Source organism: Megasphaera sp. NM10, from assembly GCF_000417505.1.
Taxonomy (GTDB): domain Bacteria; phylum Bacillota; class Negativicutes; order Veillonellales; family Megasphaeraceae; genus Megasphaera; species Megasphaera intestinihominis.
In genome coordinates, this window is the sequence record NZ_APHY01000013.1 from 60,344 (window position 1) to 73,940 (window position 13,597).

A 13,597-nucleotide genomic window follows, 5' to 3' on the forward strand; every position below is an offset into this window, starting at 1 on the left:
CAGCTCCTTTCTTTGCGATATAATAGAAATCGGGTAATCTAACAAAAGCACTAGGGAAGAGTCGTCTTTTTCGGACGGCTCTTTTTTAGTTGTCCAAGGGAATCACTTCCTTTCCTGGCGGCTTTTCCGCCAATACAACTGGCTTTCTTTATGCTGCTTGTATTTACGCCTTTTGTAGCGGGCCGCGAGGACTTTCGCCGTCGCAATGCCGAGCTTTGTAAGCTCAGGATCCTTCGTGTATAAATGGCGTTGGCAGGCTCTGGCGTGGGTGCCGCGGTCGATGCATGCCAGATTTTCGAGATTACAGTTTAGTTTGTTTCCGTCGAGAAAGACGATGCAGTGCCCTTTCGGGAGTGGTCCGTGAGCTTTTTCCCAGACGTAGTGGTGCTTATACACCATCTTTCGTTTCCCCGGTACTTTGATATGGACGTAACCGTCCTGGTCGACGCTTTCGTAGCCGACTGGTTTTGACGTCGCCGGGATATCACCCTTTTTAAACTGTGTCCGCTCCACTCCCGGGGCGCAGTAGTGCGTGCCCTTGTTCCAAGGGATAAGGCCCTTCTCGAAACGGCCAGTCAATCCACTGTTCATCTTGTACCGGGCCCGCAGTCCTTTAATCTTGGCGATGCTGAGACGGACGCCAAACTTCTCTTCAATCTGTTTTTGCTGGGCTTCATAGCCGAGGCCTTCGCAGTGATTCTTCAGCCATTGGTACTGTTCCCTTGTTAGCAGCTGTTCGGAGATTCCGGATTTCAGTTTGTGCGCATAGGCGTACTGCCGGACGCGCTTGGCTTCGATGGGATATCCGAAGACTTTGGTCATCTCTTCGGCCAGGTCTTTCATGTACCGGCCTTTGATGTGCTTTTTGAGCCAGATGACTTCCGGAGAGTCCGGCATCCACCAGTCAGTCTTCTTCATCGTCGTCACCACTCATGAGCATTTTCGGCGCTTCTTTGTCGTCCCGGTACATGCCGTCGGACCGTGCCAGGGCGGCTTTCAGAACGAGATTCCCTGCCGCGACGATGGACTGACTGACGTCGATGATGGCGTCGGTCTTCCGAATCTCCTCATCAAGCTCGTCTCCGGTGAGCGCTGGATCATTCAGCCGGCGAAGACGTTCGAAGAGGATGTCGTTCATCTCACCGAGGTTGTTTTTCTTGCTCATTTCGTCGCCCTCCCGTCTTTGATGAGGAGGCGCTGGCCCGGCGTCAGGCCAGCGTTCTTGTTGAGCTTGTTCGTCTGGCAGATGTCGTAGACCGTCTGCCGGATGTCTTCACTCTTCGGACGGTATTTCTTGGCAATGTCCCAGACCGTGTCGCCTTTTTCCACCGTGTAATAGGTCAGCTTCACGTCCGGCGAAGCCATCGCCTGGAATCCGGCATAGCCGACACCGATGGCCAGCGCTGCGGCAAACGTTAGTCCTAAAATCGTTTTCTTTGTCATGGTTTTTCAGCTCCTTCTAAGATTTCGGTAAGGTTTTGTCCGTCGTACTGACGGAGAAAGGCATTAAACGTCGTCTTTCGTACCCGCTTGTACGGGCCGAGCTTCAACGTTGTCAGCAGGCCCGCTTTGATGATTCGGGAGACAACCGTCGACGATGTTTTCAGCCTGGCCGCGACTTCATCAAGGCTCATCAGCCGGTCGCAGTCGTCGTGGATCATGCGGTCTTTCAATTCTCTTCAGCTCCTTCGTGGTCCGCTCTGTACTTTTTCAGCGCTTTTGTCTCGTGGCAGCGGGGCTTTTTCGGCTTTCTTTTGGCCCGGCCTTTCGCTGTCGTCCCGGGGCGGCAGTCCCGGTGCGCCGGCAGGTACTTCCCGTCTTTGTATACGTGGACATACAAACCTACGATTTCGCGCTTACAGAGGCAGCACTTAATTTTTTGGCTCGCCATCGCGGCGTGATACCATTGGCTGATAAAGCCGTTCTTTAGGGCTTCCTTTTCTGCTTTCGTCATGGCTTGTCACTTCCTTTCAGGACTAAATCGCGCGGGTTGACGTCGAGCGCCTTGGCCAGCTTTGTCAGCGTTCTGTAGCTGACGGCCCGCCCTTTCTTGGCTTTAAACAGGGTTGCTGCCGATAGGTCGGCGTACATTGCAAGCACGGTGTAACTCCAGCCCCGCGCCTTTCATTCCGAGTCGAGGACATCAAAGTCGATTTTTGCGTCACCTGAGGGCATCGATATTTCATCTCCTTCTCTTAACAGCGTTTCCGGCGGAACGCCCAAGCTCTTTGCAATCGTCAGTACGGTCTGGAGGCTGACGCTGAGTCCAGCCTGATGCGGGAAAGTGTTGGTGCGGAAATGTTCAGCCGTTCCGCCGCTTCACACATCTTCAACCCCGCCTGACGGCGTTTTTCGTCGAGCACATAGAAATTGATATGCAAGTCAACGGGTTTCATTGGTCGTCACCCCCGAACTTTGCCCCGTCGATGAAGTATTCCTTTAAGTCGAGGTCGTAATTTTCGCATAATGTCCTGACTTCTGCGAGCGTGAAATCCAATTTATTGAGATTCAGCTTTTGGTTAAACTTCGGTCGGCTGGTGCCTATTGTTTTAGCGGCGATATCTTGCCGGATGCCGTGCTCTGCGAAAAAGGCTTTCAGCTTCGGGTAGCAGATTTTCTTTCTTACCAGCATTTCGAAGCGCATCACTTCTTCTTGAGAATTTCGAGCACTTTCGGACTCCACTTGATTTGATAACCGCTGTGGCCGGAGCTTGCGGTAAACGGTATCGATTCACCGAATTTAGCACCCTTTTCCGTTAGTACCCAGGGGCCGCTGACGCTTTCCTGCAAGCCTGCGTCTTTCAGCAAAGAATTGGCAAGTTGCGGGTTCGGATTCCCTTTACTCGTTTTCAGGCCAAGTTCATTGGCGATTTTTGTCGGCGTCAAATAGCCGGGATTCGTTTCAGGCGGGATGAACTGTTTCAAGGGTTCCATATCGACGCCGTACGCTTCCCCGACCATCTGCATTGCCGCTGTCATGGCCATTGGCTTTTTCACACCAAATACGTCTGCGATGACCGTTGCGGTATCTGCGGTGTCCTTGACGGCCGTCTTGATCATCCGCGTCCGGTAATGCGGGTTCGGTGCAATTTTCGGCACAGCCTGCTGTTTGCGGATTTCTTTTTCCATGGTATTGAAGGCTTCGAGGAATTTCAGCTTCCATTCCAAGGCCGTCTTGCCGGTAAAACCCATGACCAGCAGAGAAAAGCCGTCGTGGTTCATCAGGTACATCTTGTAGTGTTTTCCGGTACCGGCTGTGTAGCTGGTTTCATAGAAGTAGTCAGAACCCAATTTTGGGTTTTGACTAATAAGCTCTTCAATATCTCTAATAACGTGGTCGTGGCGTTTGCCAAAGTGCTCAGCCACTTTCCGGCTGTCTGTAACAAGCTGATTCTTATAAAGCGTTACAAGTTCAGTTTTCTTTTTGTCGGACAATTTGATTCAACTCTTTTCTAAAATCTTGCGTTTACGTAAGTTTTTCGGCAAAAAAAACCTTAAGGCTTTCATCGTTTGACATATCCAAGATGTTTTTGAGATTCTGAATTTCGGCGCGTGTGAAATCACTTTTCCCTTTCATCTTCCGGTATAAAGTGGCTTCATTGACGCCCATACGGTCCGCAACGTCTGCTAATGATAACTGTCGACGGTTCACCATATAGCGGAATAACGGTTCATCAAACATATGCATCCCTCCTTTCTGTCTCTTGCGTTTCCGCAAGATTATAATACTACGTAGCCCCGCAAATGTCAATGCTAAAACGCAAGTTTTTCAAATAATTTCGCCCTATTTATTGCAAAAACGTAAGTATAATACTATAATAAGGCTGTAAGGGAGTGATTATTGTGAAGGCTGTCAAAGACATCATTAAGGAAAAAAGATTGGAACATAATCTGACCATGAAAGAATTAGCTCAAAAAGTTGGCGTGAGTGAAGGTACTATTTCGCGTTGGGAATCAGGAGAAATCGCGAACATGAGACGCGGCGCTATGGTTGCTTTGTCGAAAGTATTGGAAATTCCGCCAGCAGTGTTGATGGGCTGGGATAAAGAAGACGTCGAAAGAGAAAAGAAGAACGACGCCATCCCCGTTCTCGATGATCCGGATATCCGCATCCTTGCTAGAAACAGCCAGGTAACGAAGGACCCGGAAAAACGGGCTATGTTGAAAAGAGTGCTTAAGACGATGTTGGAGGATGCAGAGCATGACAAATAACGTACCGGCTAGACCGCGTTTTCAAAGATCATCACAGTTTGCACAATACTTGATGCAGCGTTTACGGATTCATACCTATCCGATTAATCTGAAATACGTGTGTTCGCATGTTATCGCTACGATTCAGCCTTATAGCTATTATGCAAAATGTTTGGGCTGTACCGTGCCAGACTACATCGATATCGTTACCGCGCAAGACGGTTTTACGTTGTATGATGGGAAGCGCCAGCGCTACGTTATCGCCTACAACGATACTGTACCGAATTACCCCCGCATCCGCTGGACGTTGGCGCACGAATTAGGCCACATCCTCTTAGGCCACTTCAAAGAGTTCGACGGAACCCGGTTTGACCTGGACCGGTGCCGATGCGGTTTATCTGATAGCCAATATGCCGTGCTTGATGTGGAGGCGAATACGTTTGCCGGTGAATTGCTCTGCTCACCGGCGATGATTGGTTGTCTTCCAGGATGTTTGCAAACTGTCGAAGCGATAAGTCAGCTTTTTCTCGTTTCTGGGCAGGCTGCGGAGAAAGCCTTGACAGCCTGGGAAGACTACGAAGGCCTGCACACCAAACGTAAAAGTTTTTATCAAAAACAGTTTCAAGATTATCTTGATACCATGTCAATTTTCTCTAACGTATCGTAAGGAGGTGATTTCATGAAACGAATCCTTGTTTTACTGAGTCTTCTCGTAGCGTTTTGCATACCCCCAGTAAACGCTATCGAGTTCGTGTGTGAGCCAGAAGACAATGATGCTGTCTCGTACAGTGTGTTTTTCTACGGAGCTACACAATTAGAGACGATGTACATCAAGCTGGCGCCCAGTAATCACCAGGACGAATATTGGCTCCGTATGTCCGAAATCGCGATGCGCGATAAGGTCCTGAACAAGATCACCATCGATATCGACGGGAAGACGTACGACCTTACCAGCACCCAACCTGACTTTGATGCAGATACCGTGGCCTCTGTGACCTACGTTGGTCCACGCGACATGCGTACGAATGTCCGGTTTTTCCGGCTTTCCCCGGAAATCGTGCAGGGGATGAAAACGGCTAAATCCGTGAAGATTCGATACAGCACGTATAAAATCCTGAATCAGATTGCACCGCTGAAGTCGAGCCACCTGGAAAACATCAATAAAGCCTTTTCGCTTGAATACGAGCAGTATCCGGAATACTGGAAACCCCGGGACGAAAAAGGCAAGTAACCTAGACCTCAAAATTCGCCGTTTTTGAGGTAAACCTCTCATTGAAATAGTAAAAACACGCGTTTTTGTGATGTGCCGCCATCTACTAAAACGCGTGTTCGGAGCTGGTAGGTTTGAACGATTGAACCCACAACCACTTATATTATACCGCATCAGCTCCGGCCAGTCCATAGAAATAGTATAAACTAAGGAGCTGATAGAATATGTATGTACGTAAAATCGGGAATCGCTGGTACTACACCATCAATGAAATCGATAGGCAGGGCGTTCGGCATAAGCACGAGCACTTCGGCGGCTTCACCCGCATCGACGCCGAAAAAGCGTACCGCCAGGCTGTGGCCGAACAGGATAAGACCGGGGCGTACTTCGAGCCGTCGTCGATGACTTTTGCCGATTTTTTGCAGGAGTGGCTTGAAAAGTACGCCCAGCATTACCTGAAACCGAACACCATCGACGCTTATGACGCGGACATCCGCAACCACATCGTGCCGACGTTTGGCACCTGGGCCCTCCGTGAGCTGACCACCGCGGCACTCCAGGACTGGATTCTTGAGCTGAAAGACCAGTACGCCAAGTCGACGGTCAAGAGCATCATGAGCTGTCTCCGGTCGTCGCTTCGCTGGGCCGTCGCGAACCGCCGCTATCTGCTTACCAATCCGATGGACAACGTCAAACTGCCGCCGTATCGGACAGCGCCGAAAAAGCCGGCCGTTTTTACGGCAGAGGCCGTCCAGGCTATTTTTGAAAAGTTCCCCGCCGGTCGTCCGATTCACATGCCGTGCGTCTTAGCCTACTACACCGGGATGCGGCTCGGAGAGTGCCTGGCGCTTACCTGGGACAACGTCGACATGAAGGCCCACACCCTCTGCATCTCCGGTACGAGCTATGACAAGAAAGGCCTGCCGAAAATCACCGACACAAAGACGCTGTCATCGGCCCGGACCATTACGTTCGGCTCGAAACTTTTCGCAGAGCTGAAAGCGCAGAAGCTCTGGCAGGATAAAAACCGCTTCCAGTACGGGCAGTTTTACCGTGAAGATCCGCAGCATAAATTCGTCTGCACGATGGACGACGGCCGTCAGATGACGAGCAACAACATGAAATACTTCAATATGTGGTGCAAAGAGCAGTTCCCGGGCACAAGCTTCCACTCCTTCCGACATACCCATGCCACCATGCTGATTGAACACGGCCTCCCACTCGATTACGTCTCCAAGCGCCTGGGACACTCGTCGATTTACACCACCGCTAACGTCTACGATACGATTACGGATAAGCGCGAAAAAGCTGCCGTCGATGCCATGGAACAGTTTTTGTAATTGAGAACATGAAAAGCCCAGTCTTCCGTCCTCGGAGGTCTAGGGCGGAAGAAAGGACGGAAGAAGCCTTGTAAACCGCATGGTTGTGCGGTCTTTCTTTTAACGTTAAATTATCGTAAGTTATTTTAAATGAGAATTCAGGCACATATTGTAACGCTTTCTATCCCGCATAACCAAGCCATTTATCCAACAAGTAACATCATCTTCACTTTTTCTCAATAACTGTCAAATTTCCTCGTTTTTCATATCAAAGTCGGCAAAATATCGGCAAAAAAACTTGCTGAAAACCTAGTAAAAAAGCCGTTAAAAAGCCGTTAAAAAGCCACTCAAAAATTCACAAAAAAGCCCTCGAAAAAGCGATTTTTGGAGGCATAAAAATTCAAGTACTGATGTCGCTTGGCTTTTTTTCGCTCATTTCCTTAGAATCTTCCTTGACCTTTCGATTCATGGTGACTATAATGAGCGTGTGTTTTATGAGCCTTTGGCTGATCATAACTCACTTTCATTGTCCAATCACTTCATTAGTTACTTCCATCATTAACCGGAATGGCCAGCTGTATTTGCAGTTGGCCATTCTGGTTTTATTTGTTTCCATGTTTTTACAGACTCCAGCCACGGTACATTTCTTCTTTATTATCAATGCATTTTTTTACACCATGCCTCTATCCTTCAGGCATGAAAATCTGCTATACTTTTTCTGTTGCTCCCTCCAATCTGGCAACAGAAAGGAGGTGTTTCTACTTTGGAGATACTCACTAACTTTTTCCTCTCCGTTATGGCAGGTGTAATTAGCTACTACATCTGCAAATGACTGAACGGCAGATGACGAGCAACCAGCCTAAGAGGCAGCTCTCTATAAAAAGCAAAACCCCCACGGTGTCCAGACCGTGGGGGTTTATTATTCCTACTTGGAACTCACTAACTTTTTCAGCTACGTTAAGTATAACATGTCTGCAAATCCGATTCAAGCTTTATATAGCATATTCGCTTATTTTTTATGCCACCGAAATTAGGTGAGAAATTTCAAATTTACACGACATAATCAAACAACTTAATTTCTGTAATCTTTCCGTTATGAGTTGTAAATACCAGCCATTTTCCTTCTTCATGATAAGAAATATACCCGCGGTCATTTTTCCAGGGTTCTCCGTAGACTTGTTCAATAGCGTCAGCATCCATACCTACTGTTAGTCCAGCCGGTGTAATCAAGCCGTTATTGGCCGTTGAAAAGATACCGGTCACGACATTGGTATTGGCATCAAAAAAGATGTAAAACGATGACCCGTAGGCATAGCTATAACTGTATCCGCCCTCAGCATTGGGTACTTTATCCGAAATGTGTGTCGGTTCTCCGTAAATAGATTGTACATAGTCCGCCGATGAACCAATGGTGATACCACCAATCGCAAATTCTGAATCAGGAATGGCAGCAAAGACGGTAGAAATTGATACAATCAATAATGAGAATACGCTAAGAATAAGGCGTTTCATGTTACCACATCCTTTCTATTTTATTCTGGTCTTTACTTAGCAGTATAGTACATCTATAATATAGAAGAAGCAGTTGCTGGTATTGGCTGCGGAGGCGTCACCTCATTAGAGCGTGAATCCGTAGAGGTACTGCCACAGTTGTTCCTATAGAATCAGTTGTCGATGACATTGGCCCAAGATATCCCGTTTCTATTGAAGCGCTCTTTTGGGAGGTACGGTCGACAACTGATTTTTTCTTAGACGGATAAAATTCAAGAGGCCGTCGTTGTAAGACAGCCTCTTGTTCTATTAAGCGGTACATTCCCTATTTCGGTGTAACGGCTACGACGCGGACAGGCAGTCCGGTCGCGCCTTCGATATTGGGCCAGGCTGCCAGGAGGATGGCACCGGCAGGAGCTACCTTGTCGAGGTTATCCAAAAGCTCGATCTGGACGTGGCCCTGGCTGAGGACGTAGCGTTCGCAGATGAGGTCCCCTGCTTCAGCTGCGACGGCAGAGGCATCGGTATCAAAGGTTTCGTGGCCGTTGGCTGCGGCGTGGCGGACTTCATAGATGTATTTCAAGGCTTCCAAAGACCAGCCTGGCGCATTTTCATTGCCCTTTTCGTCGAAGCCGCAGAGCTTGTCGTTGTTCGGCCAGTTCTTGGCCCAATCTGTCCGCAGGGCGACAAAGGCGCCTTCCGGGATGTCGCCATAAGCGGCTTCATAGGCTTTGATGTCGTCGACAGTGACGGCATAATGGACGTCTTTGGCTACTTTTTCGCTGATGTCAATGACGACTAAGGGATAGGCCATGTGCTGGACGCCGAAGCCATCTGACAGTGCTGTCCCTTTGGCAAAATGGCCTGGGAAATCAATATGCGTGCCGAATTGGCCGGGAAATTTGAATGTCTGGATCAAACATTCCAGCATGGGATTGCCCCAATCGAAGACGGTTTTCCCGATTTCTACGGAGCCTTCAGGCATGCCTGACCAATACGGGCTGTCGTTGTTCAGCCGATGGCTGAGTTCTACCCATTCGTAATCGGATTTCAGTTGTTGTAAGAGATTCCATAATGCGTGTGTTGCCATAAGGACACTTCCTTTCTTAATTCAAAGATTCCATGTTTCTAATACGGACATCATGGCCCTTTTTTCAGCCGTCGCATCTTCTAAATGGAAGACAGCGAAACGGTTGCCACTTTCGGTAGTATAAATTTTCTTCATGACCGGATATCCTGGTTGGGCCAGTGCTTCTTGTGCCAGTTCATCCCCTTGTTCAAAAACGGCTTTGCCATAATAACGGAAAAAGAGTTTTCCTTTTCCCATAAGTCCACAGATTTCTACATAAGGATTTTCTTGCATTTGACGATAGACTTCTTTCATTGCGCCGACGCCAAAATAGTTCACTCCATCTTTTAGCATGTGGAAACTGATAGGACGCGATTTAGGGCGGCCAGCTTCTATGGTATTCAAAAAGAAAGCACCGCTCTCATCAACACAAGCGTTTAACCAATCGTTAATTTTTTTTGCAATGATTTGTTTTTCGGGTATATGGTTTTTCCTTGGTTGTTTTTGTGGGATTATGTGGGATAATATTGATTTTTTATATTCCGATAACTTACAATGCCATAAGTCTGCATCGGCTTGTGTAATGGGACGGATGACCCGGCAGGGATTCCCGGCTGCGACGACATGGCTGGGAATATCATGGGTTACGACGGAACCGGAACCTATGACAACGTCATCGCCAATAGTGACACCGGGATTGATGACGACATTACCGCCAATCCAGACGTCTGAACCGATAGTGACCGGTTTGGCGTATTCCAGGTTGGTATTGCGGACTTCCGCATCAATGGGATGACCCGCCGTATAGATACTGACGTGAGGTGCCAAAAAGACGTTGTCGCCAAAGGTGACGTAGTTTTCGTCTAGTATGGTCAGCCCCGTATTGGCAAAGAAATGACGGCCAAAGCGGATGCGGTCACCATGGTCGAAGTAGACCGGCGCCAACAGCACCATGTCATCTGGCGCCTGGGCAAAACAGCGTTTCAGTTCTTCAAAAGCCTGACGGTCGTTCAAATCGTCAGAAGCATTGAATTTCCGCTGCGCCGCATGGACCCGCTGGAAGCTGTCATCGTGAACATTGAACGGGTCGTACAGCTCCTGGCCAATCATGCGGTCCCACTCTTTCTGATTCAATAGTATCCTACTCCCTTCTCTTATATGCAATGCTATCCTTGAATCCGATACCATAGCTGCATTTCAAAATCGTTGGGAATCCCCGGTTCTGACATGAGCTGGCCGAAGCCTACGACAATGCGCGTCATGGTTTGGCGAAAGGCTTTTTCTAAGGGCATTTGCTTCACTTTATGGAGATACCACGATTCATGGATGGAAAGACACATCCCCGATTTCAGCAGCAACAAGCGGGCATCATGGGCCGCCTGGATTTTTTCGGGGTCGCCCTGCGTATCCGCCTTTGCCGCTTCCAAGAGCTCCCGTTGTTCGTCTGGCGAAAGGTGGCTGCGGAACATATGCTGAGCCAGGCGCCGGAACCATGCATAGTCTTCTCCGGCATCGGCCAACAACCGCGTCATGAATTGTTCTGAAGCCCGGTCTTCTAAAAAAGCCTGCACGCAGGCCAATTCCTGATTTTCCAAAGACATATCATCACCTCGCAGAGTGTACGTCACGCCTCACCCATCATCTGGCAAACAAGCTTTATGGAATAATTCTACACGTCAGGCATTAATTCCTGCTTTCCCCTGCCTTTCTTCGGAATATATTTCATCGTGTACGTAAGACCTGTCTGGCCGCCCATTTCGATGAAATGCCAGTTTTTCTTCCATCTGTCCTATTTAATTCAACGAAATCCATGTGTTATAATAGAGACAAATTTTACTATATTTGAGGTGATTATGTTGAAAGGAAAAAAACTCGCATCCATGTTAGCTGTCACAGCTATGTTGACCAGCTTCGGCCTGACGGGGATTGTTGAAGGTGCCAGCCGGGCCGAATTAGCCGCGATTCACGTCAATCAGTCCGAAAATTTCCAGTATTGGAACGAGAATTCTCCGGCTAAGAAAAAGCTGGTAGCTTATGTGCAAAAAGTAACGAATCCCAAAAATCCTGATTTCATCCCGGCAGAACATCGCCTGGCCGTCTTCGATATGGATGGAACCCTGTTGGGAGAACGGACCCCGTCCTATACAGATGGCGTCTTTTATGCGGACCGTGTCCTGCATGACCCAAACTGTAAAGTGTCCGATGAAGACAAAAAATTTGCTCAAGCCTATTGGGATGCCATTTCTCAGCGGAAACCCGTTCCCCCGGAAATCGAAAAGAACTTGTACCACAACTTATATGCCGGACTGGCCGGGATGACGCCGCAGTCCCTGGACGCTTACGCCCAGGGATTTATGAAAAAGCCCGTTATCGGCCTGACGAACCTGACTTATGGCGAATCCTTTTACCTGCCTATGGTAGAAGTGATTTCCTATTTAGAAGCTAATAATTTCACCTGCTACATCGTTTCGGCCTCTGACCGCCCTCTCGTCCGCGCACTCGTCCATGGAGCCCTGCCTATCGCACCGAATCAAGTCATCGGGTCGGATCCGCAAATCGTTGCCAGCCATCAAGGCCAAACTAGCGGTGGTTCATATCAAATGACACAGGAAGATACCATCCAGTACGGCGAATTGGACCGGGTCAATGAAAAAATGAATAAAGTGTCATCCATTGTCCGTGAAATCGGGATACAGCCGGTCTTAGCCTTCGGAAACAGCAGCGGCGATTATTCCATGTTCCGGTATACGCTAAAGGACAACCCCTATAAAGCTGAAGTATTCAATATTCTCTGTGATGATACGCAACGTGAATATGGCCGCCCTGAACGGGCCGAACGCGATAAGAAGACATCTGCCGAAAATGGCTGGAATACTATTTCCATGAAAAATGACTGGAAGACAATTTACGGAGATAACGTAAAAAAGACACAATGACCCACCAGTCCATCTATTTTGTTCGAAATGTTCCGTCATACTTTGAATAATAATTCTAAAAGCATTGACAAATACTCGTTTTAATGTATAATATTCCTTAATATTTGAATTTTAAAGCTATTTAACACTTCATCAGGGGGGAATGGACATGAACAAGAAATGGATACTGGCAGGGATGGCCGCACTGACGGCTATGAGTGTCTTAACAGGATGTGGTACACAGTCAAAAGAAGCGGCGGCAAGGACGGATAAACCGCTTATCGTCGGGACGGAACCGTCATTCCCTCCTTTTGAAATGGCAGAAAACGATACATATACCGGCTTCGATATTGACTTGGCCAATGCGATTGGTGAAAAGCTGGGCCGCAAAGTAGAAATCAAGGCCATGGGCTTCGATGCTTTGATTCCGGCCTTGAAAAGCGGACAAATCGACATAATTGCCTCGGCCATGTCGGCGACGGAAGAACGGAAAAAACAAGTAGACTTCACGGCTCCCTACTATATTGGTGGTTCGGTCATCGTCGTACAGAAAGACAATACGACCATCCATGGCTGGGATGACATCACAGGCAAGACCGTAGCCGTCCAGGCCGGTTCTAAGCCAGCGGACTTCGCCGAAAAACAAGGAGCTGTCCTCAAACAGTTCGACGGCAATTACCAGTGCCTGCAAGAACTGCAAAACGGTGGCAGTGACGCCGTCGCAATCGACAAAGCCGTCGCCTTGTACTATGTTTCCAAAGGCGGCATGAACAATCTGAAAGTCGTCGGCGAACCGAAGAAACTGGCCGGTTCAGCTATGGCCATCGACAAAGGCCATGAAGACGAACTGAAGGCCATCAACCAGGCCCTGGCTGATTTGAAAGCTGACGGGACGTATACCAAGCTCTATCAAAAATGGTTCGGCGTCGATCCAACAGCGGAAGAATTGCAATAGAATTTGCCCCGTCTTTACAGACTCTATATGTTCGGCTGGTATGCTGAAGAAAATCTGGTATGCTGAAGAAAATAGAGTAAAGGTGGGATTTTTTATCACAGTTTCGCCAGAAGACTCCTTCCTCTTAGGTAGGGGCATCAATGGTGATGGATTTCGCTGGTTCGATGCCTGCGAAATCCACCCTATGTCTTTTCCGTCTTAGCCTTTTCACTTCGTCTACGGTATAATGGTAGATAACAGAGGAGGTGAATCCTAGATGTACTTGACGCAATCGAATGTCATCCGCGGCTTGGCGAAACAAAAGTATACGATGCTCCGGGAAATGTGCCAATACAGCAATAACCTGTACAATGTAGCGGTCTATACGATTCGGCAGCATTACTTCGATACCCAGCAATTCTTGCGGTACGAAGAAAATTACCCCATCTGCAAGGAAAATGAAAACTA

18 protein-coding genes and 2 pseudogenes are annotated in these 13,597 nt (G+C 48.3%); 7 read left to right on the forward strand and 13 right to left on the reverse strand.

The genetic code is table 11. From position 1 onward, the window contains the following. Positions 1 to 102 precede the first annotated feature (102 nt). From NM10_RS03255 to NM10_RS03290, 9 genes and pseudogenes are all read right to left on the reverse strand, one after another. Positions 103 to 918: an HNH endonuclease signature motif containing protein gene (locus tag NM10_RS03255; RefSeq protein ID WP_020310181.1), complete on the reverse strand. Its 816-nt coding sequence runs from the start codon at positions 916 to 918 to the stop codon at positions 103 to 105. Beyond that, positions 905 to 1,165, reverse strand: a complete 261-nt coding sequence (locus NM10_RS03260; RefSeq protein ID WP_020310182.1) for a hypothetical protein — start codon at positions 1,163 to 1,165, stop codon at positions 905 to 907. Before NM10_RS03260 ends, NM10_RS03255 begins: the two co-directional genes overlap by 14 nt. Further along, the gene (locus NM10_RS03265) at positions 1,162 to 1,443 is read right to left on the reverse strand and encodes a LysM peptidoglycan-binding domain-containing protein (protein WP_020310183.1); all 282 of its coding nucleotides are present in this window, start codon (positions 1,441 to 1,443) and stop codon (positions 1,162 to 1,164) included. Before NM10_RS03265 ends, NM10_RS03260 begins: the two co-directional genes overlap by 4 nt. Continuing rightward, on the reverse strand, positions 1,440 to 1,673 hold the full coding sequence (locus NM10_RS03270) for a helix-turn-helix domain-containing protein (RefSeq protein WP_020310184.1): 234 nt from the start codon (positions 1,671 to 1,673) through the stop codon (positions 1,440 to 1,442). The genes NM10_RS03265 and NM10_RS03270 overlap by 4 nt, the downstream gene beginning before the upstream one ends. After that, entirely contained in the window at positions 1,670 to 1,954 is a 285-nt protein-coding gene (locus NM10_RS03275) for a hypothetical protein (protein ID WP_020310185.1), read from the reverse strand. Before NM10_RS03275 ends, NM10_RS03270 begins: the two co-directional genes overlap by 4 nt. Then, positions 1,951 to 2,112, reverse strand: a pseudogene (locus NM10_RS15235) (helix-turn-helix domain-containing protein); the annotation flags it as partial. The pseudogene NM10_RS15235 and the gene NM10_RS03275, both read right to left, overlap by 4 nt. 280 nt (positions 2,113 to 2,392) lie before the next feature. Beyond that, the gene (locus NM10_RS03280; protein WP_020310187.1) at positions 2,393 to 2,644 is read right to left on the reverse strand and encodes a hypothetical protein; all 252 of its coding nucleotides are present in this window, start codon (positions 2,642 to 2,644) and stop codon (positions 2,393 to 2,395) included. Continuing rightward, on the reverse strand, positions 2,644 to 3,435 hold the full coding sequence (locus tag NM10_RS03285; protein ID WP_071601824.1) for a Rha family transcriptional regulator: 792 nt from the start codon (positions 3,433 to 3,435) through the stop codon (positions 2,644 to 2,646). Before NM10_RS03285 ends, NM10_RS03280 begins: the two co-directional genes overlap by 1 nt. A gap of 31 nt (positions 3,436 to 3,466) precedes the next feature. Then, on the reverse strand, positions 3,467 to 3,682 hold the full coding sequence (locus NM10_RS03290) for a helix-turn-helix domain-containing protein (RefSeq protein ID WP_020310189.1): 216 nt from the start codon (positions 3,680 to 3,682) through the stop codon (positions 3,467 to 3,469). A gap of 161 nt (positions 3,683 to 3,843) precedes the next feature. Here NM10_RS03290 and NM10_RS03295 point away from each other — a divergent pair, with 161 nt between their 5' ends. The 4 genes from NM10_RS03295 to NM10_RS03310 all read left to right on the forward strand — a co-directional run bounded on the left by NM10_RS03295 (position 3,844) and on the right by NM10_RS03310 (position 6,741). Next, on the forward strand, positions 3,844 to 4,212 hold the full coding sequence (locus tag NM10_RS03295; protein WP_239639579.1) for a helix-turn-helix domain-containing protein: 369 nt from the start codon (positions 3,844 to 3,846) through the stop codon (positions 4,210 to 4,212). Then, entirely contained in the window at positions 4,202 to 4,858 is a 657-nt protein-coding gene (locus tag NM10_RS03300) for an ImmA/IrrE family metallo-endopeptidase (RefSeq protein ID WP_020310191.1), read from the forward strand. The genes NM10_RS03295 and NM10_RS03300 overlap by 11 nt, the downstream gene beginning before the upstream one ends. Positions 4,859 to 4,870: 12 nt before the next feature. Then, the gene (locus tag NM10_RS03305) at positions 4,871 to 5,422 is read left to right on the forward strand and encodes a hypothetical protein (protein ID WP_020310192.1); all 552 of its coding nucleotides are present in this window, start codon (positions 4,871 to 4,873) and stop codon (positions 5,420 to 5,422) included. 203 nt (positions 5,423 to 5,625) lie between these two features. After that, positions 5,626 to 6,741, forward strand: coding sequence for a tyrosine-type recombinase/integrase (locus NM10_RS03310; protein ID WP_020310193.1), 1,116 nt, complete (start codon positions 5,626 to 5,628; stop codon positions 6,739 to 6,741). Between the two features lie 1,029 nt (positions 6,742 to 7,770). On the opposite strand, the gene NM10_RS03315 is transcribed toward NM10_RS03310, so the two are convergent. From NM10_RS03315 to NM10_RS03330, 4 genes are all read right to left on the reverse strand, one after another. Further along, positions 7,771 to 8,232, reverse strand: a complete 462-nt coding sequence (locus tag NM10_RS03315) for a hypothetical protein (protein WP_020310194.1) — start codon at positions 8,230 to 8,232, stop codon at positions 7,771 to 7,773. A gap of 304 nt (positions 8,233 to 8,536) precedes the next feature. Continuing rightward, positions 8,537 to 9,301 (reverse strand): cyclase family protein, encoded by a 765-nt coding sequence (locus NM10_RS03320; RefSeq protein WP_020310195.1) that lies wholly within the window; start codon positions 9,299 to 9,301, stop codon positions 8,537 to 8,539. Positions 9,302 to 9,322: 21 nt separating this feature from the next. Then, the gene (locus tag NM10_RS03325) at positions 9,323 to 10,390 is read right to left on the reverse strand and encodes a DapH/DapD/GlmU-related protein (RefSeq protein WP_020310196.1); all 1,068 of its coding nucleotides are present in this window, start codon (positions 10,388 to 10,390) and stop codon (positions 9,323 to 9,325) included. A gap of 56 nt (positions 10,391 to 10,446) precedes the next feature. Then, the gene (locus tag NM10_RS03330; protein ID WP_020310197.1) at positions 10,447 to 10,881 is read right to left on the reverse strand and encodes a hypothetical protein; all 435 of its coding nucleotides are present in this window, start codon (positions 10,879 to 10,881) and stop codon (positions 10,447 to 10,449) included. A 252-nt stretch (positions 10,882 to 11,133) separates the two neighbouring features. Between NM10_RS03330 and NM10_RS03335 the strand changes: the two genes are divergently transcribed. The 3 genes and pseudogenes from NM10_RS03335 to NM10_RS03345 all read left to right on the forward strand — a co-directional run. Beyond that, complete coding sequence (locus NM10_RS03335; protein ID WP_020310198.1) at positions 11,134 to 12,216, forward strand: HAD family hydrolase; 1,083 nt, start codon at positions 11,134 to 11,136, stop codon at positions 12,214 to 12,216. 148 nt (positions 12,217 to 12,364) lie between these two features. After that, entirely contained in the window at positions 12,365 to 13,150 is a 786-nt protein-coding gene (locus NM10_RS03340; RefSeq protein WP_020310199.1) for a basic amino acid ABC transporter substrate-binding protein, read from the forward strand. A 256-nt stretch (positions 13,151 to 13,406) separates the two neighbouring features. After that, positions 13,407 to 13,597: pseudogene (locus NM10_RS03345) on the forward strand (transposase); the annotation flags it as partial.

Excerpts from the sequence above, each read along its gene's own strand:
- NM10_RS03290 (WP_020310189.1), bottom strand. The coding sequence starts at position 3,682 with ATGTTTGATGAACCGTTATTCCGCTATATGGTGAACCGTCGACAGTTA.
- NM10_RS03280 (WP_020310187.1), bottom strand. The coding sequence starts at position 2,644 with ATGCGCTTCGAAATGCTGGTAAGAAAGAAAATCTGCTACCCGAAGCTG.
- NM10_RS03275 (WP_020310185.1), bottom strand. The coding sequence starts at position 1,954 with ATGACGAAAGCAGAAAAGGAAGCCCTAAAGAACGGCTTTATCAGCCAA.
- NM10_RS03315 (WP_020310194.1), bottom strand. The coding sequence starts at position 8,232 with ATGAAACGCCTTATTCTTAGCGTATTCTCATTATTGATTGTATCAATT.
- NM10_RS03310 (WP_020310193.1), top strand. The coding sequence starts at position 5,626 with ATGTATGTACGTAAAATCGGGAATCGCTGGTACTACACCATCAATGAA.
- NM10_RS03260 (WP_020310182.1), bottom strand. The coding sequence starts at position 1,165 with ATGAGCAAGAAAAACAACCTCGGTGAGATGAACGACATCCTCTTCGAA.
- NM10_RS03305 (WP_020310192.1), top strand. The coding sequence starts at position 4,871 with ATGAAACGAATCCTTGTTTTACTGAGTCTTCTCGTAGCGTTTTGCATA.
- NM10_RS03255 (WP_020310181.1), bottom strand. The coding sequence starts at position 918 with ATGAAGAAGACTGACTGGTGGATGCCGGACTCTCCGGAAGTCATCTGG.
- NM10_RS03330 (WP_020310197.1), bottom strand. The coding sequence starts at position 10,881 with ATGTCTTTGGAAAATCAGGAATTGGCCTGCGTGCAGGCTTTTTTAGAA.
- NM10_RS03335 (WP_020310198.1), top strand. The coding sequence starts at position 11,134 with ATGTTGAAAGGAAAAAAACTCGCATCCATGTTAGCTGTCACAGCTATG.
- NM10_RS03300 (WP_020310191.1), top strand. The coding sequence starts at position 4,202 with ATGACAAATAACGTACCGGCTAGACCGCGTTTTCAAAGATCATCACAG.
- NM10_RS03265 (WP_020310183.1), bottom strand. The coding sequence starts at position 1,443 with ATGACAAAGAAAACGATTTTAGGACTAACGTTTGCCGCAGCGCTGGCC.
- NM10_RS03340 (WP_020310199.1), top strand. The coding sequence starts at position 12,365 with ATGAACAAGAAATGGATACTGGCAGGGATGGCCGCACTGACGGCTATG.
- NM10_RS03320 (WP_020310195.1), bottom strand. The coding sequence starts at position 9,301 with ATGGCAACACACGCATTATGGAATCTCTTACAACAACTGAAATCCGAT.
- NM10_RS03325 (WP_020310196.1), bottom strand. The coding sequence starts at position 10,390 with ATGATTGGCCAGGAGCTGTACGACCCGTTCAATGTTCACGATGACAGC.